This is a genomic window from Paenibacillus lignilyticus (assembly GCF_017942085.1).
GTDB lineage: Bacteria > Bacillota > Bacilli > Paenibacillales > Paenibacillaceae > Paenibacillus_Z > Paenibacillus_Z lignilyticus.
In genome coordinates, this window is record NZ_JAGKSP010000017.1 from 95,586 (window position 1) to 122,229 (window position 26,644).

The 26,644-nt window shown below is 53.7% G+C and carries 26 protein-coding genes; 12 read left to right on the top strand and 14 right to left on the bottom strand.

Annotated elements, in window-relative coordinates; genetic code table 11:
• Positions 1-20 precede the first annotated feature (20 nt).
• A complete protein-coding gene (locus I8J30_RS27150) occupies positions 21-917 on the bottom strand; it encodes a carbohydrate ABC transporter permease (RefSeq protein ID WP_210663503.1) in 897 nt (298 codons plus the stop codon).
• Positions 914-1,786, bottom strand: a complete 873-nt coding sequence (locus I8J30_RS27155; RefSeq protein WP_210663505.1) for a carbohydrate ABC transporter permease — start codon at positions 1,784-1,786, stop codon at positions 914-916. Before I8J30_RS27155 ends, I8J30_RS27150 begins: the two co-directional genes overlap by 4 nt.
• A 177-nt stretch (positions 1,787-1,963) precedes the next feature.
• On the opposite strand from I8J30_RS27155, the gene I8J30_RS27160 reads away from it, so the two are divergent.
• Complete coding sequence (locus I8J30_RS27160) at positions 1,964-2,671, top strand: response regulator transcription factor (RefSeq protein ID WP_210663507.1); 708 nt, start codon at positions 1,964-1,966, stop codon at positions 2,669-2,671.
• Complete coding sequence (locus I8J30_RS27165) at positions 2,668-4,476, top strand: sensor histidine kinase (protein ID WP_210663509.1); 1,809 nt, start codon at positions 2,668-2,670, stop codon at positions 4,474-4,476. The genes I8J30_RS27160 and I8J30_RS27165 overlap by 4 nt, the downstream gene beginning before the upstream one ends.
• A 602-nt stretch (positions 4,477-5,078) precedes the next feature.
• Here I8J30_RS27165 and I8J30_RS27170 read toward each other — a convergent pair.
• From I8J30_RS27170 to I8J30_RS27195, 6 genes are all read right to left on the bottom strand, one after another.
• A complete protein-coding gene (locus I8J30_RS27170; RefSeq protein WP_210663511.1) occupies positions 5,079-5,678 on the bottom strand; it encodes a response regulator transcription factor in 600 nt (199 codons plus the stop codon).
• A 3-nt stretch (positions 5,679-5,681) separates the two neighbouring features.
• Positions 5,682-6,800: a sensor histidine kinase gene (locus I8J30_RS27175; protein WP_240548424.1), complete on the bottom strand. Its 1,119-nt coding sequence runs from the start codon at positions 6,798-6,800 to the stop codon at positions 5,682-5,684.
• Between the two features lie 55 nt (positions 6,801-6,855).
• Complete coding sequence (locus tag I8J30_RS27180; protein ID WP_210663515.1) at positions 6,856-7,611, bottom strand: ABC transporter permease; 756 nt, start codon at positions 7,609-7,611, stop codon at positions 6,856-6,858.
• Between the two features lie 48 nt (positions 7,612-7,659).
• Positions 7,660-8,553, bottom strand: a complete 894-nt coding sequence (locus I8J30_RS27185; protein WP_210663517.1) for an ABC transporter ATP-binding protein — start codon at positions 8,551-8,553, stop codon at positions 7,660-7,662.
• Between the two features lie 548 nt (positions 8,554-9,101).
• Complete coding sequence (locus I8J30_RS27190; protein ID WP_210663519.1) at positions 9,102-10,016, bottom strand: DMT family transporter; 915 nt, start codon at positions 10,014-10,016, stop codon at positions 9,102-9,104.
• A 148-nt stretch (positions 10,017-10,164) separates the two neighbouring features.
• Positions 10,165-10,623 (bottom strand): DUF2269 family protein, encoded by a 459-nt coding sequence (locus tag I8J30_RS27195; RefSeq protein ID WP_210663521.1) that lies wholly within the window; start codon positions 10,621-10,623, stop codon positions 10,165-10,167.
• A 203-nt stretch (positions 10,624-10,826) separates the two neighbouring features.
• On the opposite strand from I8J30_RS27195, the gene I8J30_RS27200 reads away from it, so the two are divergent.
• Positions 10,827-11,432 (top strand): GyrI-like domain-containing protein, encoded by a 606-nt coding sequence (locus I8J30_RS27200; protein WP_210663523.1) that lies wholly within the window; start codon positions 10,827-10,829, stop codon positions 11,430-11,432.
• A gap of 78 nt (positions 11,433-11,510) precedes the next feature.
• On the opposite strand, the gene I8J30_RS27205 is transcribed toward I8J30_RS27200, so the two are convergent.
• Together I8J30_RS27205 and I8J30_RS27210 are read right to left on the bottom strand one after the other, a co-directional pair.
• Positions 11,511-12,503 carry an NAD-dependent epimerase/dehydratase family protein gene (locus tag I8J30_RS27205; RefSeq protein ID WP_210663525.1) on the bottom strand — a complete coding sequence of 331 codons (993 nt, stop codon included), beginning with the start codon at positions 12,501-12,503 and terminating at the stop codon, positions 11,511-11,513.
• 36 nt (positions 12,504-12,539) lie between these two features.
• Positions 12,540-13,727, bottom strand: coding sequence for a glycine C-acetyltransferase (locus I8J30_RS27210; protein ID WP_210663528.1), 1,188 nt, complete (start codon positions 13,725-13,727; stop codon positions 12,540-12,542).
• Positions 13,728-13,896: 169 nt separating this feature from the next.
• Here I8J30_RS27210 and I8J30_RS27215 point away from each other — a divergent pair, with 169 nt between their 5' ends.
• Entirely contained in the window at positions 13,897-14,448 is a 552-nt protein-coding gene (locus I8J30_RS27215) for a helix-turn-helix domain-containing protein (RefSeq protein ID WP_210663530.1), read from the top strand.
• Positions 14,449-14,540: 92 nt separating this feature from the next.
• A complete protein-coding gene (locus tag I8J30_RS27220) occupies positions 14,541-15,629 on the top strand; it encodes a M24 family metallopeptidase (protein WP_210663532.1) in 1,089 nt (362 codons plus the stop codon).
• A gap of 603 nt (positions 15,630-16,232) precedes the next feature.
• Here I8J30_RS27220 and I8J30_RS27225 read toward each other — a convergent pair.
• Positions 16,233-16,781 (bottom strand): PadR family transcriptional regulator, encoded by a 549-nt coding sequence (locus tag I8J30_RS27225; RefSeq protein WP_210663534.1) that lies wholly within the window; start codon positions 16,779-16,781, stop codon positions 16,233-16,235.
• A gap of 181 nt (positions 16,782-16,962) precedes the next feature.
• Between I8J30_RS27225 and I8J30_RS27230 the strand changes: the two genes are divergently transcribed.
• The 3 genes from I8J30_RS27230 to fdhD all read left to right on the top strand — a co-directional run bounded on the left by I8J30_RS27230 (position 16,963) and on the right by fdhD (position 20,671).
• The gene (locus tag I8J30_RS27230) at positions 16,963-17,328 is read left to right on the top strand and encodes a Na-translocating system protein MpsC family protein (protein WP_210663536.1); all 366 of its coding nucleotides are present in this window, start codon (positions 16,963-16,965) and stop codon (positions 17,326-17,328) included.
• A 132-nt stretch (positions 17,329-17,460) separates the two neighbouring features.
• Positions 17,461-19,821, top strand: a complete 2,361-nt coding sequence (locus tag I8J30_RS27235) for an FdhF/YdeP family oxidoreductase (RefSeq protein ID WP_210663538.1) — start codon at positions 17,461-17,463, stop codon at positions 19,819-19,821.
• Positions 19,822-19,858: 37 nt separating this feature from the next.
• A complete protein-coding gene (fdhD, locus tag I8J30_RS27240; protein WP_210663540.1) occupies positions 19,859-20,671 on the top strand; it encodes a formate dehydrogenase accessory sulfurtransferase FdhD in 813 nt (270 codons plus the stop codon).
• A gap of 27 nt (positions 20,672-20,698) precedes the next feature.
• Here the strand turns inward: fdhD and I8J30_RS27245 are convergent, their stop codons facing one another.
• On the bottom strand, positions 20,699-21,202 hold the full coding sequence (locus I8J30_RS27245; protein WP_091224288.1) for a glutathione peroxidase: 504 nt from the start codon (positions 21,200-21,202) through the stop codon (positions 20,699-20,701).
• Between the two features lie 181 nt (positions 21,203-21,383).
• Between I8J30_RS27245 and I8J30_RS27250 the strand changes: the two genes are divergently transcribed.
• On the top strand, positions 21,384-21,731 hold the full coding sequence (locus I8J30_RS27250) for a hypothetical protein (RefSeq protein ID WP_210663542.1): 348 nt from the start codon (positions 21,384-21,386) through the stop codon (positions 21,729-21,731).
• Positions 21,667-22,467: a phytanoyl-CoA dioxygenase family protein gene (locus tag I8J30_RS27255; RefSeq protein ID WP_210663544.1), complete on the top strand. Its 801-nt coding sequence runs from the start codon at positions 21,667-21,669 to the stop codon at positions 22,465-22,467. The genes I8J30_RS27250 and I8J30_RS27255 overlap by 65 nt, the downstream gene beginning before the upstream one ends.
• A 57-nt stretch (positions 22,468-22,524) precedes the next feature.
• On the opposite strand, the gene I8J30_RS27260 is transcribed toward I8J30_RS27255, so the two are convergent.
• Positions 22,525-23,301: a helix-turn-helix transcriptional regulator gene (locus I8J30_RS27260; RefSeq protein WP_210663546.1), complete on the bottom strand. Its 777-nt coding sequence runs from the start codon at positions 23,299-23,301 to the stop codon at positions 22,525-22,527.
• 145 nt (positions 23,302-23,446) lie between these two features.
• On the opposite strand from I8J30_RS27260, the gene I8J30_RS27265 reads away from it, so the two are divergent.
• Positions 23,447-24,307 (top strand): phytanoyl-CoA dioxygenase family protein, encoded by an 861-nt coding sequence (locus tag I8J30_RS27265; protein ID WP_210663548.1) that lies wholly within the window; start codon positions 23,447-23,449, stop codon positions 24,305-24,307.
• 71 nt (positions 24,308-24,378) lie between these two features.
• On the opposite strand, the gene I8J30_RS34115 is transcribed toward I8J30_RS27265, so the two are convergent.
• Positions 24,379-25,215 (bottom strand): helix-turn-helix transcriptional regulator, encoded by an 837-nt coding sequence (locus tag I8J30_RS34115; protein ID WP_210663550.1) that lies wholly within the window; start codon positions 25,213-25,215, stop codon positions 24,379-24,381.
• A gap of 264 nt (positions 25,216-25,479) precedes the next feature.
• Between I8J30_RS34115 and I8J30_RS27275 the strand changes: the two genes are divergently transcribed.
• Positions 25,480-25,851, top strand: coding sequence for a hypothetical protein (locus tag I8J30_RS27275; RefSeq protein WP_210663552.1), 372 nt, complete (start codon positions 25,480-25,482; stop codon positions 25,849-25,851).
• The last annotated feature ends 793 nt before the right edge of the window (positions 25,852-26,644 follow it).

Genomic DNA, 26,644 nt, shown 5'->3' on the forward strand with positions numbered 1-26,644 from the left:
GTTTGTTTGGATTCTTTACGCTAGCCCTTCAGCCCGGAGAGCTGAATCCCGGCAATCAGATCGTTCTCGCCATAGAGAAAAATAAACAGCATCGGCGCCATGTAGAGCACAGAAACGGCAAAAGCGATGCCCTGCTCCCCTTCCCGTACCCGGGAAAGATAGACCGACAGCGGCTGCTTCGCCGCATCGGTTAACAGGATGAGCGGCTGCTCGACCATGTTCCAGTTGTCGATGAAGAGCAGAATTACGAGCGCGGCAAGTCCCGGCCTGCACATCGGCAGCACAATACGCAGGAACAGCTGCGCATGGCCGGCGCCGTCCATTTTGCCTGCTTCCACGTAAGCCGTAGGGATTTGCAGCATAAACTGGCGCAATAAGAAGACGCCGAAGGCCGCGAAGATGCCCGGCCAAATAATAGCGCCGAAGCTGTTCAGCAGTCCAAGCCGGTCCGCCATGATGTAATTCGGCACAAGCGTTACTTGGAACGGCATCAGCATCGTGATGAGATAGAGGAAGAACAGCTTGTCCCTTCCCGCAAACTGCAGCTTGCCCAGCGCGTAAGCCGCGAGTGCGGCAACGAGAGTCTGCCCCGCAATAATCGGCACCGTCATCACAACCGCATTCCAGAACATAGCCAGAAACTGCGGTTTTCTGAAGAGCGCTTCCCCGTACTGCTCGAGCGTCACCTTGTCCGGAATCAGCTTGAGCACGGCGAATTGGCCGGCCTTCGAATCGGACGCGCCTCCGGAATCGCCTTCCGCACTCGGCGATAAAATGCCATATGCGGCCGTAATTTCATCCTCCGACATGAAGGAATTGCTGATCGTAAATACAAGCGGAAACAACATACCTGCCGCGAATAAAGCAAGCATGAAAGTAAGCATGATTTTGGCAAAGATTCTCGGCTTGTCCCTCATTCCATCCGCCTCCTCAGCGCCCGCTCCAGCCTGAACACCACTGCAACAAACACCGTGATGACAAGCGCCATGACATATGCGGCCGAGGTCAGCTTCTGGTAATCCAAGGACAGAAACATATTGTTCATATAATGCTGCAGCATGTAGATGCTCTCATCGGGATATTCCCCTGCGATTAAATACGTCTCGCGGAACACTTTGAATGAACCGATAACGGACATGACGAAAACGAAGAACGCCGTTGGCGTTAAGTATACGAGCGTAATATGGCGCAGCTTCCACCACCAGCCCGCACCTTCCACGGACGCTGCTTCGTAATAGTCCTCCGGAATATTTTGCAGACCTGCCAGGAAGAGCACCATGTTGTAGCCCGCGTTCTTCCACAGGAAGACCAGCAATACAACGGCTCTTGCCGTTCCCGAGCCCATCCAGTCCTTCGTTGCCAGGCCATAATCATGCAAATAGGCATTCAGGAAGCCATTGCTGTCGAACAAAATCTCCCAAAGCATGACGATGGACGCGACCGGAACGACAAGCGGCATCACATAGAACGTCCTCAGCCAGTTTCGGGCATACACATCGCGCGTGAGCAGCATCGCCAGCAGAAGCGACAGAACCATCAGCAGCGGAACGCTTACGGCCGTGAATAACGCGGTGTTGGATGCCGCCTTGCGAAATGAGCTGCTCTGCAGCAGGTCCGCGTAATTGGAGAGGCCGACGAAACTGCCGTTCACGGGACTGTCTACCAGCGAATAGTAGCATCCCGCCGCAAACGGAATCAGGAAGAATAGCCCGAAGCCGATCAGACTCGGCAGAAGGAACACGACCGCCGCACTGCCGTCTCGCTGCAGCAAGCGATTGAATTTCATAACAACCTCCTATACGATAGTGGGAGCGAATCCTTTTGTTTCAACGAGCAGAAAATCGATTTCGGGATCCTTTTCTGCTCGTTTTGAGCTATAGAACGGCGCGAACCGCTTCTTCTCACTTGTAACTGTAAAAGCGCGATGTGACAGCTGTGTGACAATGAAGGAGGAAACGGTATTGTGAGCGGAAATGTACTGCTTGTCGAGGATGAGCCGCTAATGCGGCAGCTTATTGTCGACTACTTGCACGGGGAAAATATTAAGGTTATCGAGGCGGCCAATGGCGAGGAAGCGCTGCTCCGGTTCGGAGCAGAATCGGTCGCGCTCGTCATCTTGGACATTATGATGCCGAAGCTGGACGGCTACAGCGTCTGCCGTTCGATTCGCGAAAGGTCCGATGTCATGATTATTATGCTGACGGCTCGGTCAGCCGAAGACGACAAGCTCCTTGGCTACGACCTGGGCGCGGATGATTACATGACGAAGCCGTTCAGCCCTAAGGAGCTGACTGCGAAGGTCAAAGCCCTGTTGAAACGAGCCGAGCTCTTGGCCGCAGCTTCAGCTTCGACGAATACGGACGGTCAGGATGCCGGCGTGATTTCGTTGGACGGGCTAACGATTAGAGAAGCTTCGCACGAGGTGAAGGTCGAAGGCGAAGAGCTTACGCTGTCTCCGAAGGAGTACGATTTGCTGCTCTACATGTATCGCAATCGGAACATCGTACTATCTCGCGACATGCTGCTCAATCATGTGTGGGGCTTCGATTATTTCGGCGATGCGCGAACGGTCGACACCCATATTAAGCGCCTGCGGCAGAAGCTGGGCGTTAAGTCGGACCTCATCTGCACCGTGCGCGGCAACGGCTATCAGTTTAAGGTGAAACGATGAAGCGCGGGCGGAGCGTTGCGTTTAAGCTGTTTACCGTCACGGCCATCGTGTTTATCGCCTTCACGACCCTCATGATGGTGCTGCAGCTGACCTTCTTCGAGAGCTATTACGAGCGGCAGAAAATCAAGGCCATTACGTATGAATTTACTGCTCTGAGGGACAAGTATATTACGGTAGGCGATACGCCTGAGCCCGGAGGGGATTCGGCAGAGCCAGGCACATCCACGTCGAGTCCCGCCCATAGGGGGGATACGGTCGCTCCGAAGCCTCAGCCGGGTACTGCTGACGATGAGGGAGTCACGTTCCAGAAGTTTATTGGGGCGTACAGGATGCCCTATATGGACGAGATGCCGGGAGATGTAACGTCCGTGACGTCCAGGGGCAGCGGTTTGCCGCTTTATTTTGGACCGTTCGAGAGCAAATACTTCGCCTTGACCGCTAAATTCGAGTTCGATGAACAGGGAATTAAAACGATGGCCATCGGAGCCGGAACGAAGCAGAGGAGTGTCACGATCAGCATCGACCAGCTGAGCGGCGATGTGATGCGCATGATACAAAATCCGGTCTCCCAAGAACAAGTGGACAATCTAATGACAGGCGTTATCCAGTGGCTGCAGGATCCCGAGAAGGTCAATCAGGTGTTCGGCAGCGGGCAAACCGTCGTGTATCGCGCGCAAGGGTTCGGTCCGATGAAGCTCGGCGATAACCAGCTTATTGCGGCAGCCGCGCTTCCTTCAAACGACGGTGCGCGCCAAGTGCTGTTTGCTGTCTCCTCGCTGCAGCCGGTCAGCGATGCCGGGATGGTTATTAAAGACTTTTATCTGTATTTCTACGGGCTTGCGGTCGTGCTCATTCTGCTGCTGTCCTTCCTCTACTCCGGCATGATTACGAAACCTCTGCGGAGGCTGAACCAGGTGGCGCTTCGCCTCTCCAAGCTGGATTTCTCGGTGAAGAGCGGTATTAAGCGCAATGATGAGATCGGAAGCCTGTCGCAAACGTTTGATTTTCTATCTGACAACTTGCAGCATGCGCTTGACGAGCTAAAGGCAGCGAATGTGCAGCTCAAGGAAGAGTTCGAGAAAGAAAAGCAGCTGGAAGCGATGCGGCGCGAATTCGTAGCGGGAGTGTCGCATGAGCTAAAGACGCCGATCAGCTTGATCAGTGGATATGCCGAAGGCTTGCGGGACGGCATCGGAGGCGCCGAGAAGCGTGAGCAGTATCTCGGTGTCATTATGGACGAGACGAGCCGGATGTCGGGTCTCGTCAACGATATGCTGGACCTGGCGCAGCTGGAATCCGGCAAATATCGTCTCGTGAGCGGCAGCTTCGATCTGCGGGCATGCGCGAATGCTTTCATGCAGCGGCACGCGGAGCCGCTGGAACGTAAGGCGATCGCGTTGAACGCATTGTTGCCGGTGGAGCCTGCTGAGATGACGGCTTACGGCGACCGTTTCCGGCTGGAGCAGGTGCTCGCGAACCTCATGAGCAACGCCATCCGCCATACCTCGCAAGGCGGCGCGATCGAGCTGCGCATTGCCGAGGAGCCGGATCGCTGGCTGCTCTCGCTCTGGAATGAAGGCGAAGCGATTCCGGAAGCGGAGCTGAAGCGCATCTGGGAGCAGTTTTACCGCACCGATCACTCCCGCAGCCGCGAACTTGGCGGGACCGGAATCGGGCTTGCCATCGTGAAGCATATTTTGCTGCTTCATGGCAGCACGTTCGGCGTGCGCAACCACGGCAGCGGCGTCGAGTTCTACTTCACCGTGGCGAAGACGGATAATGACTCTGGAGAGACTGAGGCCTAGAAGAGCCTGGAGTAACGATTCATTCACATTTGTTTTTGCCGAGGGGCTGTTTCTGTCATCGTTAAGGTGATAGAGGCAGCCTTTTTTTCTAATTGAACCCGTTCAAAGAGAGGTACTAGGTACCGCTCTTCTGCGTGCAATGGTGGTTTGGCATCAATGAGAGGTAATAGGTTCCGCTTTTCAGTGTGCAATGATAGTTTGGTGCCAATGAGAGGTAATGCGTTCCGCTCTTCTGCGTACAATGGTGGTTTGGGCTCGATGAGAGGTACTAGGTACCGCTCTTCTACGTGAAATGGTGGTTTAGCAACAATGAGAGGTAATGGATTCCGCTCAACAGCTGTGAAGTAGCTTACGTAGGGATCCACATCGGAGGAAACCGGGGATACGAGAGAAAGAAGATCACCTAGAGATCTACTTTAGCGGAAAATCAGAGAATAGAGAAAAAGAAGATCACCTAGAGATCTACTTTAGCTGAAAATCAGGGAATAGAGAAAAAGAAGATCACCTAGGGATCTACTTTAACGTGAAATCGGGGATATAAGAAAAAGTAGATCAGCTAGGGATCTACTTTAGCGGGAAATCAGGGAAAGGGTATGCGATTCCTAGATCCACCCGTTCTTCTCCGCGATTCCAATCGCATCGATGCGGTTCTTCGCCTCCAGCTTCTGGATCGCTTCGGACAAGTAATTCCGAATCGTGCCCGCGGAGAGGAACAGCTGCCCCGCGATGTCGCTGGCAGTCAGGCCTGCAGCCGCAAGCCGCAGCACCTCCTGCTCCCGCTCCGTGAGCGGATTCTCCGTCTCCCAGAACGATAGCGCCAGCTCCGGGCTCACCGCGCGGCCGCCTTGCGACACGGTGCGCAGGGCTGCGCCAAGCTCGTCGATCGGAGAATCCTTGAGCAGAAATCCGCGCGCTCCGGCCTTCATCGCCCGCTGGAAATACCCCGAGCGGGAGAAGGTCGTCAAGATGACTACCCGGCACGGATGGAGCAGCTCCTTCAGTTTCTCCGCCACATCAAGGCCGCTCATCTCCGGCATCTCGATGTCCATGACGCAGAGATCGGGAGACAGCGCGCAGATCATATCCAGCGCTTGCTTGCCATTCTCCGCCTGGCCGATGACCTCGAAGTCATTTTCTAAATCCAGCAAAGCGCTCAGCGCGCCGCGCAGCATACCTTGATCTTCCGCCACTACGATCTTCACAGCTTATCTTCCTCCTTCTTTCGCCGATGACTTCTCCACCAAAGGAACCGTAAACGTCAGCGTCGTGCCTCTGCCTACCGACTCCAAGGCCAGATCGCCGTCTATTAGTTTGAGACGCTCTCGCATCCCGCGCAAACCATTGCCGCCTGCCAGTCCGCCGCCTGTTTCGAACGGCCGGGATTCTGCAGCTTCACTGCTCTTGCTGACTCCGATTCCATCGTCCGCCACAATCAGCTTCAGCTTGCCCGGCTCCCATTCCAGCCGAACGGTACATACCCGCGCGCGGCTGTGCTTGACGATGTTCGTCACCGATTCCCGCAGGCACATCCCCAGAATATTATCGAGTAGCGGCGATGGCAGCTCCCGATCAAAGTCGCTCCCCTCCCGCTCCAGCACGATACTCGCCGCCGCTAAGATCTTCTTCGCCTGATCGACCTCGTCGCGCAGCTTGACGGCATTCATCCCCGACACCAGCTCCCGCACCTGACGAAGCGCCGCACGCGAGGTCGCCTGAATATCTCGAACCTCCTGCACGGCGCGCTCGGGCTGCTTAAGGATCAGCTTCTCCGCCAGCTCGCTCTTCAGCGTAATCAGCGAAAGGGTGTGACCAAGCGTATCATGCAGATCCCGCGAAATACGCTGACGCTCTTCATTCTTGGACAACCGCGAAATTTCTTCGTTCGCGAGGATCAGTTTTTGGCGCAGCTCTCTTGACCTTCGGCCAAACACCAGAGCAAACGGAATAACAATGATGACAATCATCGCCGGAAGAAACTGCAGCAGCGCATCGGTGTCGTCATACAGCTTCCAATACCACATGGTCGACGCAAACAAGGCCACAAGTCCGCCAAACGCAATGGTCAGCTGCTTGCGGCTCGTCAGCATGCCGATTATAGGGGCCGGGTAGAAAGCCATGTACAGGGAAGCCTCATCGCTGAAACAAAACACGCCTATGATAAGAAGCATCCCCAGTATGCACAAGAGACGCCCCCGCTCGTAACAGTAGCTGTAAATGTAAATGGCGATAAAGACAACAACCGCCGTCAGTCCCATCGCGGCTCTGGCCGGCGTTTGATTGAATAAATGATAAAGCGGAAACACAAGATAAACTAACCATATCATAGCGAACAAGACAGGCGGGCCTACTGGAGGCCGCCTCATCATTTTGGGCATGCAGTTACACCGCTTCCTGCTTTTTCATTATCCACGATGATACCACCATCAGAACGACTACGTAAATCACTAAGATACCGATTCCCGACCAATCCAAGGCATGGCCGCCGATAATGTTCCAAGCGCCCTGCCCAAGTCGGTACGTCGGTGTTACCTCGGCAACCTTCTGCATCGTGGAAGACATCGTTTCATACGGCATCCACAGACCGCCCACAACGGATAAACCCATATAAGCAACCGTGCTCAATACCTGTACGGCATCCGGATTGCGCATCGTGCCGAACAAGGTGCCAAGCGTCATAAACGACAACCCGCCGAGCCAGATCCATGCTCCGCTGGCGATCCAGGTCGTAGCAGGCAATTCGATACCCTTCGCAATACCGCCAATTAGGAACATCATCACCACGATGAAGAGATTGATAATGGCTTGAGACGCGATTTTCGATACGATATAGGCCCATGACGGCAGCGGCGTAATGCGCAGCATGCGGATCCAACCCTGCGAGCGCTCACGTGCTAATCGGATGCTATAGGTCGAGAAGCTGGCTCCGATAATGCCATAGCAAGTCATCGACATGAGATAATAGGCGGACCAGTCCACGCCGCCGACAACCTTATTGTCGCCAACGATGTTGGAGAACAGGAAATAGAAAATAATCGGCATGACGATGGAGAAAATAAAAAACCGTTTATTGCGAACCGTACGCAGCAGCTCCGCCTTACATTGGGCGAGGGTCGCCTTCATCATAGTTCCATTCATTATCATTCACTCCCGTTAGTTTATCCTGATCCTTCAGGTGTTATTTCGTTAATTCGACGTTTGTTGAACAAGCGCTTGGAACGCATCTTCGAGCCCGCCGGTTTGGATTTCAATGTCGCGCATATCAAAACGTTTCTCAACCAACGCTATAATCAGCCGGTCCGTGTCGGAGCTGTACAGCTTCACTTTACGACCGCTCCATTCCACATCCGTCACATCCGGAAGTGCAAGCAAGGATTCGGTTGTTACGCTGTCGCCTGCGATGAAGGAGATCACACGTCCCGTCGTCTCGGCTTTAATTTCGCTTGGCGTACCATCGGCGATTAGCTTCCCGTTATTAATCACGATAATGCGGTCAGCAACGCTGTCGGCCTCATCCAGATAGTGCGTGGTCAATACAATCGTTTTGCCCTTCCCTGCCATCGCTTTGACCGTATCCCAGAACAGCTGGCGCGAAGTGACATCCATTCCCACGGTCGGTTCATCGAGAAAAATAACATCCGGATCGCCGGCAAGCGCCAGCGCGAATCCAAGCCTTCTCTGCTGCCCGCCTGACAGCGCGGTTGCGAACTTATTCTTCTCTTCTACCAGGTTGGAAACCTTCAATAGGTAATCGAGCGGCAGCGGCTTCTTATAGTAGCTGCGGAACAATTCAATGCTCTCGCCTACCTTTAGTCCATCGATTACGCTGACATCCTGCAGCATCGCGCCGATTCGGTCCCGCACCTGCTGATCGCGGGGATCGCCGCCAAGCAGCTTCACCGTGCCTTTCGTCGGCTTGTGCATGCCGAGTATCATGGATACGGTCGTTGTTTTGCCCGCGCCGTTCGGACCGAGCAATGCCACGACGGTTCCCTCCGCGATGGATAACGTCAAATCGTTGACGGCCGTTTTCTCTTTATACACCTTGCTGACTCCGGTTAGCTGTATTGCAGCTTTCATGATCGCTCACTCCTCGATTCGCTTTCTTTGATGTCCTTAGTGTACCGAATTGCTTCTGCGTCCGACATGCATGAATGTAATCTGTTTCGCATGACAAATGTCATATCGTTGAAGTTTCCAAAGAAAAGAAAAGAATGGAACTTGATTTCCTGCCCGGTTGTGTGTATAATCAGGAGTTGTATCAAGTGTAACCTCTGGTTTTTTCCTCGTATTCGTTGTGATTACCCTTCAGATCACCACATTCAAATTCCTTTTATTCACGGCTGCTTTAAGGAACACGGATTCACACTGGCGCGGTCGAGGAACCGCAAGGACGTTAGAGAGGTTAGGGCTTTCGTTGCTTTCGTGCAAGTTTTTTTAATTGAAAGTAGGAAGACATTAGCGGTTACGCTTATCATATTTTGCGGCGCAAGTTACGACGCCTGCACATAGTGAACATACAAGAAGGAACGAATGACGGCGCACATGGCGCGTTGTACGTCTCTTCAAACCAAAAAAGACCCTCGCTTCTATATGAAGCGGGGGTCGTCCAATTTATATGAGCTATTTTAACCGACCGGGACCGCGTTCACTCTCTTCTCCAAGCTAATCCACACCAGCCCCGCAACCATGAACACCGTACCGCCGAACTGCCAGCCGCTGATTTGCTCGCTGAAGAAGAAATAACCGGCCGCAACCGCTGCCGCCGGCACGACATAACGGAAGAAATTCGCACGCGTTGCGCCGATCTTGAACATGCTCGCATTCCACACCACGAACGAGAATAGCGTGCAAATCAGTACATTATAGGCGATAGCCGTATACGAGCTTGACGTTAACGAGCTCCATTCCACCTTGCTCCACGAACCTAGCGTGAACGGGAACATAAACAGCATGCCGAAGGTGATGTACCAGGTGCTGACGCGCAAAGCCGAGTACGTTCTCATCAGCGGCATGCACGCGAGGTTGAACAAAGCGCCGATGATGCTAACCCCAAGTGCAAGCATATTGCCGACCATATTATTCGAGGAGAGGTCAAACCCCTCCGATCCGCCCAGAATAACTAGGCAAACTCCTGCCATTGCCGCAACTCCGCCAACGATCAGACGAGCCGACATCCGCTCCCGCATAAACAACGGTCCAAGCAATGCCGCGAAAATCGGCCAAGGTGCCACGTTCAACAGCGAGGCGTTAGCCAGCGTCGTATACTTGATCGAATACATCACTGCAATTTCCAGCCCCGTTACGCCTACCAAACCGATGGCCGCCAGCTGCAACGCCACCTTGATCGGTACTCCAACGCTGCCTTCCTTCAGGTAAAGCAAGAAGAAGAAGAACGGCGTCGCGATGGAGAAACGCAGAAAAGCGAAGAGTATCGGATCAAAGGTCTCCATCGCTTTCCGTGATACGCCAAAATTAGCTCCCCAGATCGCGGCAACCAGCACCAAGCCGAGGTAATAAATCCATTTGCGATCTTGCTTCATTCGTTAGCCTACGCCCCATTCCCGTAAGTTTCCATTGCCAACAGTTTGACGGATTTAGGGTTGAAATACAACAAAAAAATAATCGGCGCTCCGCGTTGGAGCAGCGATCAGGACATCTGAAGGTGAAACGGCCGGTCGCCGTCCTATCTTAATAAAACGGCTTCAGCACCATGAAAATAAAGAGCAGCGCCCCCATCGCCGTCGCTCCGTAATAGAGCTTATTGGCTTTGTTCAGCAAACGAACCTGATTGTCGGGAACCATCTGATCTGCGCTTAGCGACTTCGAATTCTCGATCTCCACGCCGAGCTGCTTCGTCACCGGCGCGGCAAAGCCGATCACCAGCACTTGAATCGCGATATAGAGCGCAAGCGAGGCCAGAATCCAGAAGCTGACGAACTCCCATCCGTCCGCAAATACGAGAATAAGCCCCGTAATAACGGCGAGCGAGCCGCCAATCTTCGGAAACAGCTCCAATTTACTGCCGAGCTTAATCGCGCTGCGCAATTCGCCGACGCTGTCTTTCTTGCCGAATAGCGTGTGGATGAAGAACGTTGGGCCTACCCCAATGATGGCTGACATGACGTGGATGAGTACTAGCCATTTCATTTTAAACTCACCTCTTTTAAAATTTTTTTGGAAAAACTCAACTATGTATGGAACAAGATGTATAATAACACGCTGTCACTTACAGCTATCTTACGCACGGCTTACACTAAAAAATTCCAATTCACTGACTTCCTTTGTCAGCAATGTAACGTATACTAGAGAGACTTTGACAAGCACACTAAGAAGCCCGGGAGGCATTTCAATTGGATAAGCTCGACTTAACGAAAACAGATAAAACCTATTACGGCGCAAGCAAGAAGCCCGAGCTGATTGCATTGCCGGTCCTGCCCTATTTGCAAATGACCGGCTCCGGCTCTCCGGAGAGCGACGCTTTTAAAGCTGCGATTGAAGCGATGTATACAGCGGCGTACAGCATTAAAGCGCTGTGCAAGCAAGCGGAGCAGGACTTTACGGTCGCTAAGCTGGAAGGTTTGTGGTGGGTGGAAGACATGAGCCTGGATCCGCTCGAAACGCCGCGCGAGCTGTGGCAGTGGACGCTGCTCATCCGTCAGCCGGATTATGTAACGGCGGCGATTGCTGAAGAGGGACTGCAAACCGCGATGAAGAAGAAGCCGCATATGCCGGTGGAGCGTGTCAGCTTCGGCCAGCTCTCGGAAGGGACATGCGTGCAAATGCTGCATGTCGGCCCGTTCAGCACAGAGCCGGAAACACTTGCGATTATGTATGCATACATAGAGGAGCAAGGTCTTGCAATCAGCGGGAAGCATCATGAGATTTATTTGTCCGACTTCCGGAAGACGGCGGAGGAGTCGCTTCGGACGATATTGCGATATCCGGTTTCTAAGTGAAGCTACAAAAAACGTTCCCTAGCCGTTGTGGTAACGGTTTGGGAACGTTTTTTAAATAGCGGCTGCAATCGTATCCGTTTAGGAAACTTTCATAATGCTGCTTAGGGGTGAATCACTGCTTGATCCCGGATTGCGGGCGGCAATCTGGCACAGCATATCCTGTGCCATCGCCTCCAGCGTATAGCGCGGCTTGAAGCCCCACTCGTTCCGTGCTGCAGACGTATCGAGGGAATTCGGCCAGCTCTGGGCGATTTGCTCTCTTATCGGATCGATCTGATACGTAAGCTTGAACGACGGAAGCAGCTTTCTGATTTCGGCAGCCAGCAGCTCCGGATCTATGCTCATCGCAGAAACATTGTAGGCGTTACGGTGGATCAGCTTAGCGGAATCCGCCTCCATCAGCTGGATGATCGCTTCGATCGCATCAGGCATGTACATCATATCCATGAATGTACCCTTATCAATATAAGAGCTGTATTCGCCGCAGCGGAGCGCTTCGAAGAACATCGCTACCGCATAATCGGTCGTTCCGCCGCCCGGCGGCGTTAGGTAAGAAATCAAGCCGGGGAATCGCAATCCACGCGTATCGACGCCGAATTTGCGATAATAATAGTCGCACAGCAGCTCGCCGGCTACTTTGTTAATGCCATACATGGTAATCGGACGCTGAATGGTCAGCTGCGGCGTGAGATCCTTCGGCGAATCCGGTCCAAATACACCGATCGAGCTGGGGGTGAAGAATTGGCACTTCAGCTCGCGCGCTACTTCAAGCGCATTCAAGAGTCCGCCCATGTTCAGCTCCCAGGCAAACAGCGGGTTTGCCTCAGCTGTCGCCGACAGAAGAGCGGCGAGGTGGATCACGGTATCGATGTTATATTTTCGCGCGATATCAAGGAAGGCTTGGCGATTGTTCACATCCAGCAGTTCGAACGGTCCGCCTGCCGCTGCCGGCGATTGGCTTGGTTTAATATCGGTTGCAATGACTTGATCTTCTCCATAACGGGCGCGCAGCGCGGCGACAAGCTCACTGCCGATTTGGCCCGATGAACCGGTTACCAGTATTCTCTTCATATCCGTTTCGCCTCCGAATCTTAAGGTGAGCTGTCTCTATACGCCGATTTGCTTCTTCACATTCTCATAGATGGCGAGCGCCAGATCGAGCATCTCGGTCGTATGTGCTGCCGTTGGCATGTTGCGGACTCGGCCCGCGCCTTTCGGAACGGTCGGGAATACGATCGCTTTGGCATATACGCCCGCTTCAAACAGCGCTTTGCTGAACTGCTGGGTCTTCACTTCGTCTCCAATGATGCACGGAATGATCGGCGTTTCGGTATGTCCGGTATCGAAGCCGAGCTGCTGCAAGCCGTTGCGGAAATACGCGGCATTGCTCCACAGCTTCTCCTGCAATTCCGCGCTGTCGGATAAAATATCCAGTGCGGCGCCGCATGCTGCGGCAATTGCAGGCGGCGTCGCCGTCGAGAACAGGAACGGACGGCTTCTAACTTTCAGCCACTCGATCAGCTCGCGTTTGCCGGCTACATATCCGCCAACGACACCGATCGCTTTGGACAACGTGCCGATTTGAAAATCGACCCGATCGGACAGCCCGAAATGTTTAACCGTGCCTGCCCCTTTGCCAAGCACGCCTGAACCATGCGCATCATCGACATAGGTAATGAGGTCATAACGTTCTGCAATGTCCACGATTTCCGGAAGCTTCGCAATGTCTCCGTCCATCGAGAACACGCCGTCTGTGATCACCATGATTTTGTTATATTGACCGGACTCCCTTGCATCCTTCGCCTGCTTCTCCAGATCTTCCATATCGGAATGCTTGAACCGAATTACCTTCGCTTTGGTCAACCGGCAGCCGTCAATAATAGAAGCATGGTTGAGCTCATCGGAGAGAATCGCATCCCCCGCCTCCATGACCGCTGAAATCGCTGCCATATTACAGTTGAAACCGGATTGGTACGCTATAGCGGCCTCCGTTTGTTTGAAACGCGCTAATTTCGCCTCCAGTTCTTCGTGAATGTCCATCGTTCCGTTGATCGTGCGCACGGCACCGGCGCCTACGCCGTATTTGCGAAGGGCAAGCTCTGCCGCTTGAATGAGCCTTTCATCGCCTGCCAGCCCCAAGTAGTTGTTGGAGGAAAGATTGATCAGTTCTCGGTTGTTAATATGAATAAGCGGACCGTTGCCGCCTTGCAGGACGTTAATCTCGTTAAATAAGCCGTTCTTCTTCATTTCTTCCAAGTTGCGCTGCAAATAAGCGGTCAATGATGTACTGGACATAGTCGGCATCCCCATCTCAATTGGTTTTGGCATCCATTTGCTTATATTATACATATGTATGTTATGACGCACAATAGTTTTGTATGCTATAGCGCACAGATGGATTTCGACTTTTAAGCACGATTGGGCTACAATAAGCTAAATAGGAGAGCGAGGCAGGAGGCTTTTTATGGAGCAGATTCATATCAAACTGGGGCGGAATTTGAAAATGATCCGTCAAACGAGAGGGCTCAGCCTGGACAAGGTCGCCGAGCTGACCGGCGTCAGCAAAGCGATGCTCGGACAGATTGAACGCGGGGAGACGAGCCCGACCATCTCGATTATTTGGAAGATCGCCAATGGGCTTCGGCTTTCTTTTACCACGTTAATTGAGGAGCCTCCCTCTGAGGTTGCCGTCATTACAAAAGAAGACTTGGACCCGCTGCTCGAAGCAGACGGACACTATCGCGTCTATCCGATGTTTCCGTTCGAGCCGACGAAGAAGTTCGAGGTCTATTCCGTCGAAATGGATGCCGGATGCACGCATGAATCCGAGGCGCACAGCCCCGGCGTGGAAGAATATATTCTCGTCTCTACCGGAACGCTTATCGTTGAGATCCAGAACGCTTCCTATACGGTAGGTCCCGGCAGCGCTGTTCGCTACGCGGCGGATCAGCCCCATTTGTACCATAATCCCGGTGAAGACATCGTCCGTTACGATGCGATCATCTACTATCCTTAGAAGATGAAGAAGATGAAGATGATTATGAAGATAAAGATGATTATGAAGATAAAGATGATCAAGATGCAGATAAAGAAAGGACGATTAATGCTATGAATAATCGTATTGCGCAGCTGGTTGCTTACATGGATCAGCATGCCATTGACGCCGTACTTATCACCATGCCGAAGCATGTCTATTACTTGACCGGTTTTGCCACTGACCCGCACGAGCGGTTTCTCGGCTTGTTGATTCCTCGGCAAGCGGAGCCGCTGCTGATCGTGCCCGCCCTTGATCTGGAGGCAGCGCAAGCTGCATCGTCCGTGACGAGCATCCATACGCATACAGACACCGACAATCCGTATGAGGTGTTAACTAAGCTTATGCCTGCGGGCGTTCAGTCGCTTGGGCTGGAGAAGGGCTATATGACGGTCAGTCGCTTCGAGGCGATCAGCCGTGCCGTTGGCGCGAGCGTCTATGCGGATATCGACGGACCGCTCCGCGAAATGCGCGTCATTAAGACGCCGGACGAAGTCGTGCGCATGAAGCATGCCGTCCGCATTATTGAGGACGTGCTGCGCGCGGGTATCGCCCAAGTGAAGCCGGGCGTTAGCGAAATCGAGCTCGTGGCCGAGCTGGAGTACCAGATGAAGAAGCTCGGTGCGAGCGGTCCTTCATTCTCGACGATGGTGCTGGCCGGCGAGAACTCTGCTCTGCCGCACGGCGTGCCCGGTTCGCGCGCGGTGCGCGAGGGCGAGCTGTTGTTGTTTGATCTTGGCGTCTATGCCGATGGGTATGCATCGGACATTACGCGGACGTTCGCGGTTGGCGACATCTCGGAGGAGCAAACGAAGATCTATAACACGGTGCTGGCGGCGAACCTGCGCGGGATCGAAGCCACTCGCCCCGGTGCTACGCTGGCGAGTCTCGACCGCGCGGCCCGCGAGCATATTGAGTCGGCCGGCTACGGGCCGTACTTCATGCACCGGCTAGGCCACGGGCTTGGGATGGACGTGCACGAGTATCCATCCGTGCATGGGCAGAACCAGGACGTGCTGCGCAGCGGCATGGTCTTCACGATCGAGCCTGGCATCTACGTGCCGGGCGTCGGCGGCGTCCGCATCGAGGACGACGTCCTCGTGACGGAAGGCGGCGTCGAGGTGCTGACGGCGTTCCCGAAGGAACTTACGGTAATCGGGTAGAGATAGGTTGGTTGAGGGCTGAGAGGTTGAGGGCTGAGAGTCGGATTTTCCGTCGCTCAGTCTTTTTTTGTGGTGGATTTGGTGGTGAAAGTCGGGTTTTCCTACTCTCAGCTCCCCGTGAGGGTTCGGATTAGTTAGTTTTGGTGACTGAGAGTCGGATTTTCCGTCGCTCAGTCTTTTTTTGTGGTGGATTTGGTGGTGAAAGTCGGGTTTTCCTACTCTCAGCTCCCCGTGAGGGTTCGGATTGGTTAGTTTGGTGACTGAGAGTCGGATTTTCCGTCGCTCCGTCTTTTTTTGTGGTGGATTTGGTGGTGAAAGTCGGGTTTTCCTACTCTCGACTCCCCGTGAGGGTTCGGATTGGTTAGTTTGGTGACTGAGAGTCGGATTTTCCGTCGCTCAGTCTTTTTTTGTGGTGGATTTGGTGGTGAAAGTCGGGTTTTCCTACTCTCAGCTCCCCGTGAGGGTTCGGATTAGTTAGTTTGGATTCTGAGACTTCCATTTGGGCACTCTCAGACTTTTTTCAAGGTGGTTTCGACGCTGAAAGTTCCGGTTTCGCACTCTCAGCTCTCCGCGAGAGGGCCGTCGGCGACGAACCCTCCGCCCTTACACTTCCACGTTCACATTAATAAGCGGAGTCGCCCATTCGATCCAGGACAGCTCTTCCCTCAATAAACCCACCTTGCGGCGGTACAGCAGGTAACGACCGAATTGTTTGGACGTGGAGTCCTTCACGATCGTCGGGTCAGCCTGCATGATCTCGAGTTCCGCCTCCACTCGCTGCAATCGCTCCAAGAGCGCCGCTGTCCGTTCTTGAAACAAACGGAGCGCAATCGCTGGTTCCACCAGGCCGATCGCATAGACTTTCAACAGAAACTCGTCGCGCTCGATGCTCTCCCCGGCCGGTGCGTCGTCGATCCAGCTCCGCAGCGCTGCTGCTCCATCCTCTGTGATGGTGTACAGCTTCTTATCCGGCTTCCCCGTTTGCCCGATCAATTCGCAGGTGACCAGCTTCTCCTGCTCCAGCATAGCTAACAGCGGATAGATTTGGCTGTGCTTGGCCTGCCAGAACAATTTGAGCATCTTTGTCAGCTCGTACCCCGTACACGGCTTGCGCGCCAGCATGCCAAGCAGTCCATATGACAATGTATTCATGAATCCTTTTCCCCCTTAAGGCTGTCTATATGAGAAAAGAGTACCATAACTGCCTCCGAAACGCATGCTAAGCCATATCGTCATTGCCATGGGTACGCTTTCTTGCTAAGATTATAGCAGGTTCCGCTCGGTACGGAGCAGCGATCCTGCCACCGATTTTGCGGATAAAAGAGGGATAACTATGAATCAAACGGAAGCGGAATTCAGCAATTTGGTCAAAGCGTTCCGCAAGCGGCATATGGGCAAAGGCCCGAGCCGCATTTCGACGACTTTCTGCAAGCATTGGGCCATTTGCGAGATGGACGGCAATTTGTCGCCGGTCGAGAAGTTTATTGCTTCGGCGAGCGATGGCAAACAGATGCTGCGCGAAGCGCGAACGCAGTGGGTAAAGGACATTTACCGCAACCACCCTCCTATTGAGATGGAGCGGCTGCTTGGCGCACGGTTTCTGGAGTTATATGTAGATATCGATATTGACAAAGATTTCGGCATGTCCGTGTTTGTATTCGATCAAGACATTGAACGCAAATTCGGGAGCAGCCGTTAACGATAGGTGTTGGCGCTTAGCAGCGAACCTGCAAGAGACTAACCGCGAAGAGACGATTTTTCTTGGAAAAGAAAATGTCGGGCTCTGCGCGGTTTTTTTATTCCCAACAATTTTAGAAGGAGGCCATCCCTAATGGGTAAAACCAAACATTCCGGGCCAATCAAGCTCCCGAGCAAACCCGATCCGAAGCTATGGGTAAGCAAAGTCCCGTTCGGACTCGGCAAAGTAAAGCCGAAGCATATTCGCGACACGATCAAAGTAATGGCCGACAACCGAGATAATCTGCCGTATGCGATGCGCATTCTGACCCAAGGCGTCTGCGACGGCTGCGCGCTGGGCGTTTCCGGTCTCTACGATCAGACCCTCGCCGGTCCGCATGTGTGCACGACCAGACTCAATCTTCTGCGGCTTAACACGATGCCGGCGATCAAGCCAAACGTGCTGCACGCCGACATCGACGAGCTGCGCAAAATGGACAGCACCGAGCTGCGCAAGCTGGGCCGGCTGCCTTATCCGCTCATCAGACGCAAAGGCGAGCGCAAGTTCAGCCGCTTGTCCTGGGATGCCGCGCTCGACATGATTGCGGAACGAATCCGCCAAATCGATCCGAAGCAATTGGCATTCTACTTAACGGCTCGCGGCATTACGAACGAGTCTTACTACGCCGCGGCCAAGGTCGCGCGTTTCCTGGGAACGAACAATATCGACAATGCTTCTCGCATCTGCCACTCCCCTTCCAAGACGGCACTTAAACGTTCCGTCGGAATTGGTGCATCGAGCTGCAACTACAAGGATTGGATCGGCACCGATGTGCTCGTCTTCTGGGGCAGCGTTGCCGCTAACAATCAGCCGGTATCGACCAAATATATGTACGCGGCCAAACGCAAAGGAACGAAGATTATCGTCATTAATCCTTATCGCGAGCCGGCCATGGACGGGTACTGGGTCCCTTCCATTGCGGAGTCTGCGCTGTTTGGCACCAAGCTGGCCGACGACTTCTATCAAGTCAACATCGGCGGCGATATCGCCTTCATGCACGGCGTGATGAAGCATTGGTTCGCCATGGAGATGGAAAAGCCCGGCTCAGCCATCGATCGCAAATTCGTCAATGAGCATGTGAACGGCTACGAAGAGCTTCGGCAGCACGTCAAGAGCCAAGACTGGGCACAGCTGGAGCGTTCCTCCGGGATCTCGCGTCAGCGGATGGAGGAATTCGCTGAGCTGCTGGCGGCCTCGAAGTCCGGCGTATTCGTCTGGAGCATGGGGCTGACGCAGCACCGCTTCGGCACGGACAACATTTCGCAGGTGGCCAATCTTGCGCTGCTTCGCGGTTTTCTGGGCCGCGAATATTGCGGCCTGATGCCGATCCGCGGACACAGCGGCGTACAGGGCTCCGGCGAGATGGGCGCCGACCCCTTCAGCTTGCCGGGCGGCGAATTCAAAGGACAGGACATCCCTCGCGTCGAGGAGGTCTGGGGCTTTAAGCTGCCTACGTGGCAAGGCGACATCGTCGGAGTCACGCTGGAGAATGCGCTGCTTCCCGAAGATCATGAGCGGAAGCTGAAGCTGTTCTATACGTCCGGCGGCAACTTCCTGGAGACGATGCCGGAGCCGGATTTTGTCCGCCAATGCTTGGAGTCTATCCAAATCCGCGTCCATCAGGATATCGTGCTGAACACCTCCACGCTGGCTGATGCGGAAGAAGCCGTTATCGTCCTTCCGGCGATGACGCGCTATGAGCAGCCTGGCGGCGGCACCTCCACTTCAACGGAGCGGATGGTGTATTTCTCGCCGGAGATCGCCGGCCCTCGCATCGAGGAAGCGCGCACGGAGTGGCAGATCTATTGCGATCTTGCTGCGCGCGTAGATCCGAAGCGCGCTGCGCTCGTGCAGTTCAAGGACGCGCATGCCCTGCGCGCGGAAATCGCCAAAGCCTCCCCGAATTACGATGGCGTTCAGCATCTGAAGAACAGAGGCGATGTGTTCCAGTGGGGCGGCGCTTGGCTGTGCGAGGACGGCGTTTGCCCGACGAAGGACGGCCGCGGACAGCTCATCCCGGTGGAACTGCCGGAGCTGCGCAAGCCGGAAGGCCATTTCTATATCACGTCCCGCCGCGGCAAGCAGTTCAACTCCATGATCTACAGCAACAAAGATCCGTTCAACGCGGCAGACCGGTACGATGTTCTGGTAAGCAAGAACGATGCGGCGAAACATGGCATTACGGAAGGCGAGGCGGTCGTCCTCTACAACAGCTGCGGCAGCTTCCATGGCAGAGCGAAGTTCGCCGACATCGCTGCCGGCAACCTTGAGCTCTATTGGCCGGAGTGCAACCCGCTGCTGCCGAAGAAGGTGTATGAACCTTTTGCAGGGATACCGGAGTACAATACAGCAGTCGTGATGGAGCGAGCGGAAACGTATCATGCGCTGAAGGACACCAGGTATGTGGAGAAACGCATCGCGGAGCTGGATCAGGAAATAGCGGACGAGGAGTAGACGTGAGCTGGAACGAACCAACAGGGAGGAATGAAAAATGCTGCCGAGCATCACAGCCAAATGGCGCATTCGCAAATACAGCGGCGGTGCAGCCTCCCTGCAGGAGGATGATATCGCAACGGAGTACCCGCTGACGGTGCGCCTGGATGGCGAGGAATTCGCCACCATCGTCTGTTCACCAACGGATTTGGAGGAAATGATCATCGGCTTCTTGGCCTCTGAAGGGGTCATCAGGCAGGCTGCGGAGATCGAATCGCTTCGCATTGACGAGGAGCGCGGCTTCGTCTACGTCGAGCTCTATAACAAGCACTCGACAAGTAAAGATGAGGTTTCCAAACGATTCATCGGCTCGTGCTGCGGGAAGAGCCGCCAGTTTTACTTTCATAACGATGCCCGTACCGCACGCACGTCGATGAGCCGCATGACGATCTCGCCGGCCCAGTGCACCGCACTAATTCGCTTATTGCAAAATAGCTCCGGCGAGTTCAAGCTGACCGGCGGCGTGCACAATGCAGCACTCTGCACCGCCACGGAGCTGCTTGCCGTAAGGACCGATATTGGACGCCACAATGCGCTCGATAAGCTGTTCGGCTTTTCACTGCAGCAGCGCATTGCGATTACCGATAAAATCATCGCCTTCAGCGGTCGACTCTCCTCCGAGGTCGTACTGAAAGCGGCCAAAATCGGCGTCGGCATTCTGCTCTCGAAGTCGGCGCCGACCGACCTCGCGCTCAAGCTCGCGGAGGATCTGGGCATAACATGCGTCGGGTTCATTCGTGGCAACGAAATGAATGTGTATACCCATGGTCATCGAATCGTGGATGAACAAAACGAAAGCGAGGAGCGTTAATGCGCCCCTCGCTTTTTTGCAGCTATATTAGTGAACCAGCGTTTTGGACTTCGCCTGCTCCAGCAGCTTCTTAATATGCGCCTCGAACTTCAGCGGTTTGGTCGTCGGCGAGTAACGCTTCACGACGCGTCCTTCCGCATCCACCAGAAACTTCGTGAAATTCCACTTGATGCCCGAGCCGAACAGACCTGATGCTTCCTTCTTCAAGTACTTATATAACGGGTCGGCGTTTGGCCCGTTCACATCGATTTTGCCAAGCAGCGGGAACGTTACGCCAAAATTGATTTGGCACGTCTCTTCCATGTCGCTGTTCTTCACCGGCTCTTGATTCTGGAACTGATTGCATGGGAAACCCAGCACGGTAAGTCCCGCATCCTTATACGTCTCATGCAGGCGCTGCAGCTCTTTGAACTGAGGCGCCAGCCCGCATTTGGTCGCCGTATTTACGATAAGCAGCACCTGGCCGCGATAATCGGACAACGATTTCTCTTCGCCTCTGACCGTTTGCACCTTGAAGTCGTACACGTTCATGCCACGTCACCTCGATTATATTTTATACAATATTATTGTAAACAATTTATATTGATTTGAAAAGCATCTTTTCCAATCCTTATTAATATTGCACAAATCGTTCTTAATTCTGCATATCCTCAGCGCACCCGCGAATCCATACAATGAAATCAGAGCACGATCATTGAAGGAGGCGTCACACTTGGTTGCCATGAGACAGCAAATCTTGTTTCTGAATTTGACTACGCCGGATTTAAAATCCCCCACGATCGCCTGGTCCCTGTACGACGGCGCAGCGCCTGAGGATGCACTGCCCATGAATACCGGCGATTCCAATGAACCGCCTTACAAATCCGTTCTTCACGCCATGAGAGATGGCTGGAATGTCATTCAAGTCCCTTCGCTGCCGTACTATCCCGCAGGCCAGGAGCATGACACCGGCCATCTGCCTTACGAATATGTACTTGAGAGGAAGGTGCCCGTACATGAGCAGCTTGAACATGACACCGGCAGATCCGAAGCATCTGCTCACGGCCGCGCAAATGGCTAAGTTCGTTACCGACGGATTTCTGCTGCTGGATGCCTTCATCCCCCAGCACCTGAACGAGTTGGTTTATAAGGAGCAAATTCAGCACAGCCAGGGGCATATGTTCTGGAAGGAATCCAAGCATATCCGCAGCGTGTTCGAACTGCCTGAGGTACAGGGCATTATTCAAAGCTTGGTCGGACTCGCGCCTGTATACGACCATTCTTTTCAGCACATCGTTCCTGCAAACTACCCGCTCGCGCAGGATTGGCACGGCGATTCCATCATCGATGTCCGCCCGCATGCCTTCGATATCCAGCTGTTCTATTTCTCCCACGATGCTCCGCCGGAGATGGGGCCGACACTAATTCTGCCCGGCTCCCATTTGCGCAAGATCAACACCTTCAGTCTCGCCCGGTACAAAAACATTACCGGACAACGGCAGCTCGCAGGCAAGGCCGGTTCGCTCGCCATTCTCCACCATGGGATCTGGCACTGCGCGCAGCCGAACTATACGGACAAGACCCGTTACGTCTTCAAGCTCCGCCTGCGTCCGGGGCAAGAGCAGCGCGGTCTGTTCAATCTCGAAGGCTACCGCGATCCGGAAGTCTCTCGTATTATCCAGCAAGGGTATCAGCGCTGGCAGGGCAACGAAGACCGCCTCGATCATATGCAGCGGGCCAAATTGTGGCGTTATGTAACCGGCGACGACCATGTCGATGTGTCCTTCGAAGGTGCGCTGACTCGGATGGGCATCTAGCTCTCAATATCGAAGAAGCCCTCAGTTTCGCTAATCGGCGGAATAGAGGGCTTTTTATCATTGGATGGCGTCTTGCGCGGCAAGGCTCTTCGTCCGTCTCCGATAACCGACAGGCTGCTCGCCGGTTAGCTCCCTGAACAATTTGCTGAACTGCGACGTAGTGGAGAACCCGCAATCCATTGCGATTGCCGCCAGCTTCTTGTCCGTATTGGCGAGCTCCAGCTTCGCTTGATTGACACGCCGCTGGATCAAATATTGCACCGGCGAGAGCCCTGTGCTGCGTTTGAACAAATGCCGGAAGTAATCATAGCTGTAGCCGGAGATTTGCGCCAATTGCGGCATGTTCAGCTTCTGGCTGTAATTCTCGTCGATGTACAGCCTGGAATGCAGCAGCTTCTCGCTGTCCGGCAGCGCAGAGACTCTTTTTCCCGTACGTTCCAATTCAATGACAACGAGCTGCGTGAGAACATCGAGTTTAACGCCGAACAGCGGCTTCTTCTCCAACATCTCATGCTTCATCTGCAGCAGCAGCGTCAACAGCGTCTGATTCGCATCGTCGATATAGATGCCGTTGGCAAGCGGAATCGGGTAATCATCATACGTAAATCCGATAAAAATGACTTCCGTCTCCGTATCATGCCGCTCATCATGCAGATGATCCGGTCGCGTTAACGTAATCGTATTGGCGCTGTACGGGTACCATTCGCCGTTCAAATTCATCATGCCGGTGCCGCTGACATAATAAACAAGCTCGTAGCAATTATGCTTATGCAAGTCCACGTACGTGCCCTGCTTATGTGTGGCATAGAACAAAAAGTCGAATTGGCAATACATGCTCGGCCCGCCTCTCCAAATAACCGTTTGATGCTACAAAAGAACCGTTTGATTATCGCTGTGACCCACGTTTTTCGTTTACATTTATTGTATTCGAAGCTCATTATACATCCACTTAATAGTATTAAGAAGGAGTGCAGCGGACATGAGTGCATGGCGTGACGGACTTACTGAAGAAGAGGTGCGGCAGTATTGGGAAGATGGGTTTCTGGTGTTCGACGATGCGCTTACAGCGGAAGAAGTCGAGCTTTACCGGACGATTTGCGCAAGCGATGCCGTTGTATCCAATCGCTCGCAATCGATGTACAAGCAAGAAACGGTTCATCTGCTCGGCTTAACGACAATGCATCCGGCGCTGCTGGATTTGGCAAGACATCCTGCCATCGTATCCAAAATCCTCCCGCTGCTCGGGCCGGACATTCAAATTCAGCATTCGAAGCTGGCTACGAAGCCTCCTGCCAAGGGGCTTGGCGAATTCCCGTGGCATCAGGATTTTGCTTTCTACCCGCATACGAACACGGATCTGCTGTCGGTCATGATTATGCTGGATGATGCGACACCGGAGAACGGATGCATGCAAATGGTCAAAGGAAGCCACAAGCTCGGGCTGCTTAATCACTCGATGGATGGTTATTTTGTCGCCGGCTGCCAGGAGCCGCAGTATTGGGAGGATGCAGCGGACCGGACCGTGCAGATCACGCCCAAGGCGGGAGGCATTAGCATTCACCATTGCCTGACGCTGCACGGCTCGCCTGTGAATCTGTCCGGGAGGGAGCGCAGAGGCATCGTCATTTCATACCGGGCCGATGCTGCATACCAGCTTGCGGATAACTTGTTCAACGACACGGGCATTATGGTTTGCGGCGAGCGCAAGGAATTAGTACGGTGCGAGTCTGCGACTTATCGGTTGCCGAAGCGCCATCAGCCGCTCTCGAAGTCGGGAACTTATCGACCGTTCGGAAACGCTTGGAATCAGGTTGGCAGCGAAGTGACCGATTATTCCTAGCAACAATATAAACCCTCCGCAGTCGCCAACTCTTCGATCGTAGAGGGCTTTTATGCTCCGTTAACGCGCTGTTACTGCTGCTGTGACTGCTCGCGAAGCACTTTACGGTAATCGCTGGGACTGACGCCGGTGTGCTGCTTGAACATTTTGGAGAATTGATATAACGAGCTGCCGGTCCGCTCTGCCGCTTCGGAGACGGACATGTCCGTCGACTGCATCCACTGCTTCGCTTTCTCCATCCTCCGCTGGTTCAAATATTGAATCGGAGAGCAGCCTGTTACCGACTTAAACACGGATATGAAGTAGTTCGGGTGAAAATGGACAAGCTCCGCCAGCTGATCCAGCCGCACATCGTCGGCCAGATGATGCTCCAAATAAGCCAGCACCTGACTGACTTTATCCAGGGACCCGCCAGCTTCCGATTGCCGCAGGCGCACTTCGTCTCCCTGCTCCAGGAACTCGCATAGCAGCTCCTGCAGCAGCAGTTTTGCCCGAAGCATCGAGGTCAGCCCAGTCTCTCGGTAGTGGCGCACAAGCTCGCCGAACCGCTTCGAAGTCGCCTCTTGGTCCGGAACATCGACGCAGCTTGGTGCCTCCAGCAGCTGAAAGAGCTCCTGACCGCCTGCTTTTGCATTGAAGTGGCAAAAGAATTTGCTGAAGACCCGGTCTTCCAGCGTACGTACCGACAGCATCGTTCCGGCAGGCAGAACGACAAGCTGGCCGCGCTTCGGGTACAGCTCCTCGTCGCCAATCCGAACATGTCCCCCCTCCCCCAGAAAATAATAGAGTCGATTGAAATCCGATAACACATCCATATGGTACCAGCTTGAGGTGCAGGTGAAGAATGCCGCCTCCGATATATGCATGTGCAGGTTCGATATATAGCTGCCCAGCGCTTCTCTTTGCACGCCCAACAAACCCCGTTCATAAGTGTATTTAGCTCATTCTCTTAATCTACTACAATTTAGTAGCCGTAACTACCTGCAGCGATGTTGAACTGCGCGGGGGTTACGGCTTTTTTATTGCGCTGACAACGTGCTGGCAACAATAAGGAAGGATCGTGCGTCAAAGGGATAGAGGTGAGAGTGATGAAGAATAGGTGGGTTTTGCCGGTCGTTTGCTTGCTGCTCCTGTCATTGTTTAGTATCGGCTGCTCAAGAGGAGGTTCGTCGATGTCGGAAGCGAATTCGACTGAACCGCCGAATGCCTACATTGTCGTCGATCAAGTGGAAATTCCGCTCATCAAAGGCTCCAACCAATGGAAAAATGCCATCGCAGACGCTCCGACTCCCGATATGCTGGTGCGGGATTCGAAGGTTTATACCGTTAATTCAGGATCAGCAGTAACGGTTTCTTTTCACAGCGGACCGGAGCCTACGGAAACCTGGGGCGGGCTTTGGGTTAAACAGAATTTCACGCCATTAACGAAACAAGACGGCAAGGTTATCCTTCCCTCCGAACCCGGCCAATACATTTTCGTCGCAGGCGGAAAATGGCCGGATGGCGAGTGCAGCTACGCTGCGATCCTCGAGGTTGTAGAATGAGTCCAAGCAGCGGGGCAGTAGCTTCTGCTGCTTGTTTGATGATGTGTTGCTCCTAGAGCTACTCTTTCACCAATTCTGCCACTTTCCCGTCGATGTGTTGCTCCTAGAGCTACTCTTTCACCAATTCTGCCACTTTCCCGTCGATGTGTTGCTCCTGGAGCTACTCTTTCACCAATTCTGCCACTTTCCCGTCGATGTGTTGCTCCTAGAGCTACTCTTCCACCATCTCTGCCACTTTCCCGTCGATGTGTTGCTCCTGGAGCTACTCTTTCACCGTTTCCGCCACTTTTCCGACGATGTGTTGCTCCTGGAGCAACTCTTCCACCATCTCTGCCACTTTCCCGTCGATGTGTTGCTGCTGGAGCCACTCTCTCCCACAAGCAGATAACTTTTAAGATGTTTTCGTGTTGAGAGTCGGATATTCCGACTTTCAACTTCCGAACTCGGGGTTAGTTGGAGACATTGCATGCTGAGAGGCGGATTTCCCTACTCTCAGCTGTCTTTTCATGCTGTTTTCTTGCTGAGAGTCGGATTTTCCGATTCTCAGCTTCCGAACTCGGGGTTAGTTGTAGGAATTGCATACTGAGAAGCGGATTTCCCTACTCTCAGCTGCTTTTTCATGCTGTTTTTGTGCTGAGAGTCGGGTTTTCCGACTTTCAGCTACCCGGGAGCGGAATAGCCTAAATAATAGAGCGGAAACGGTTAGTTTGAATAACGAAGAGAGGTAGACCCTTTAGAGGGTTGGGGTTGGGGTTGGGGTTGGGGTTGGGGTTGGGGTTGGGGTTGGGGTTGG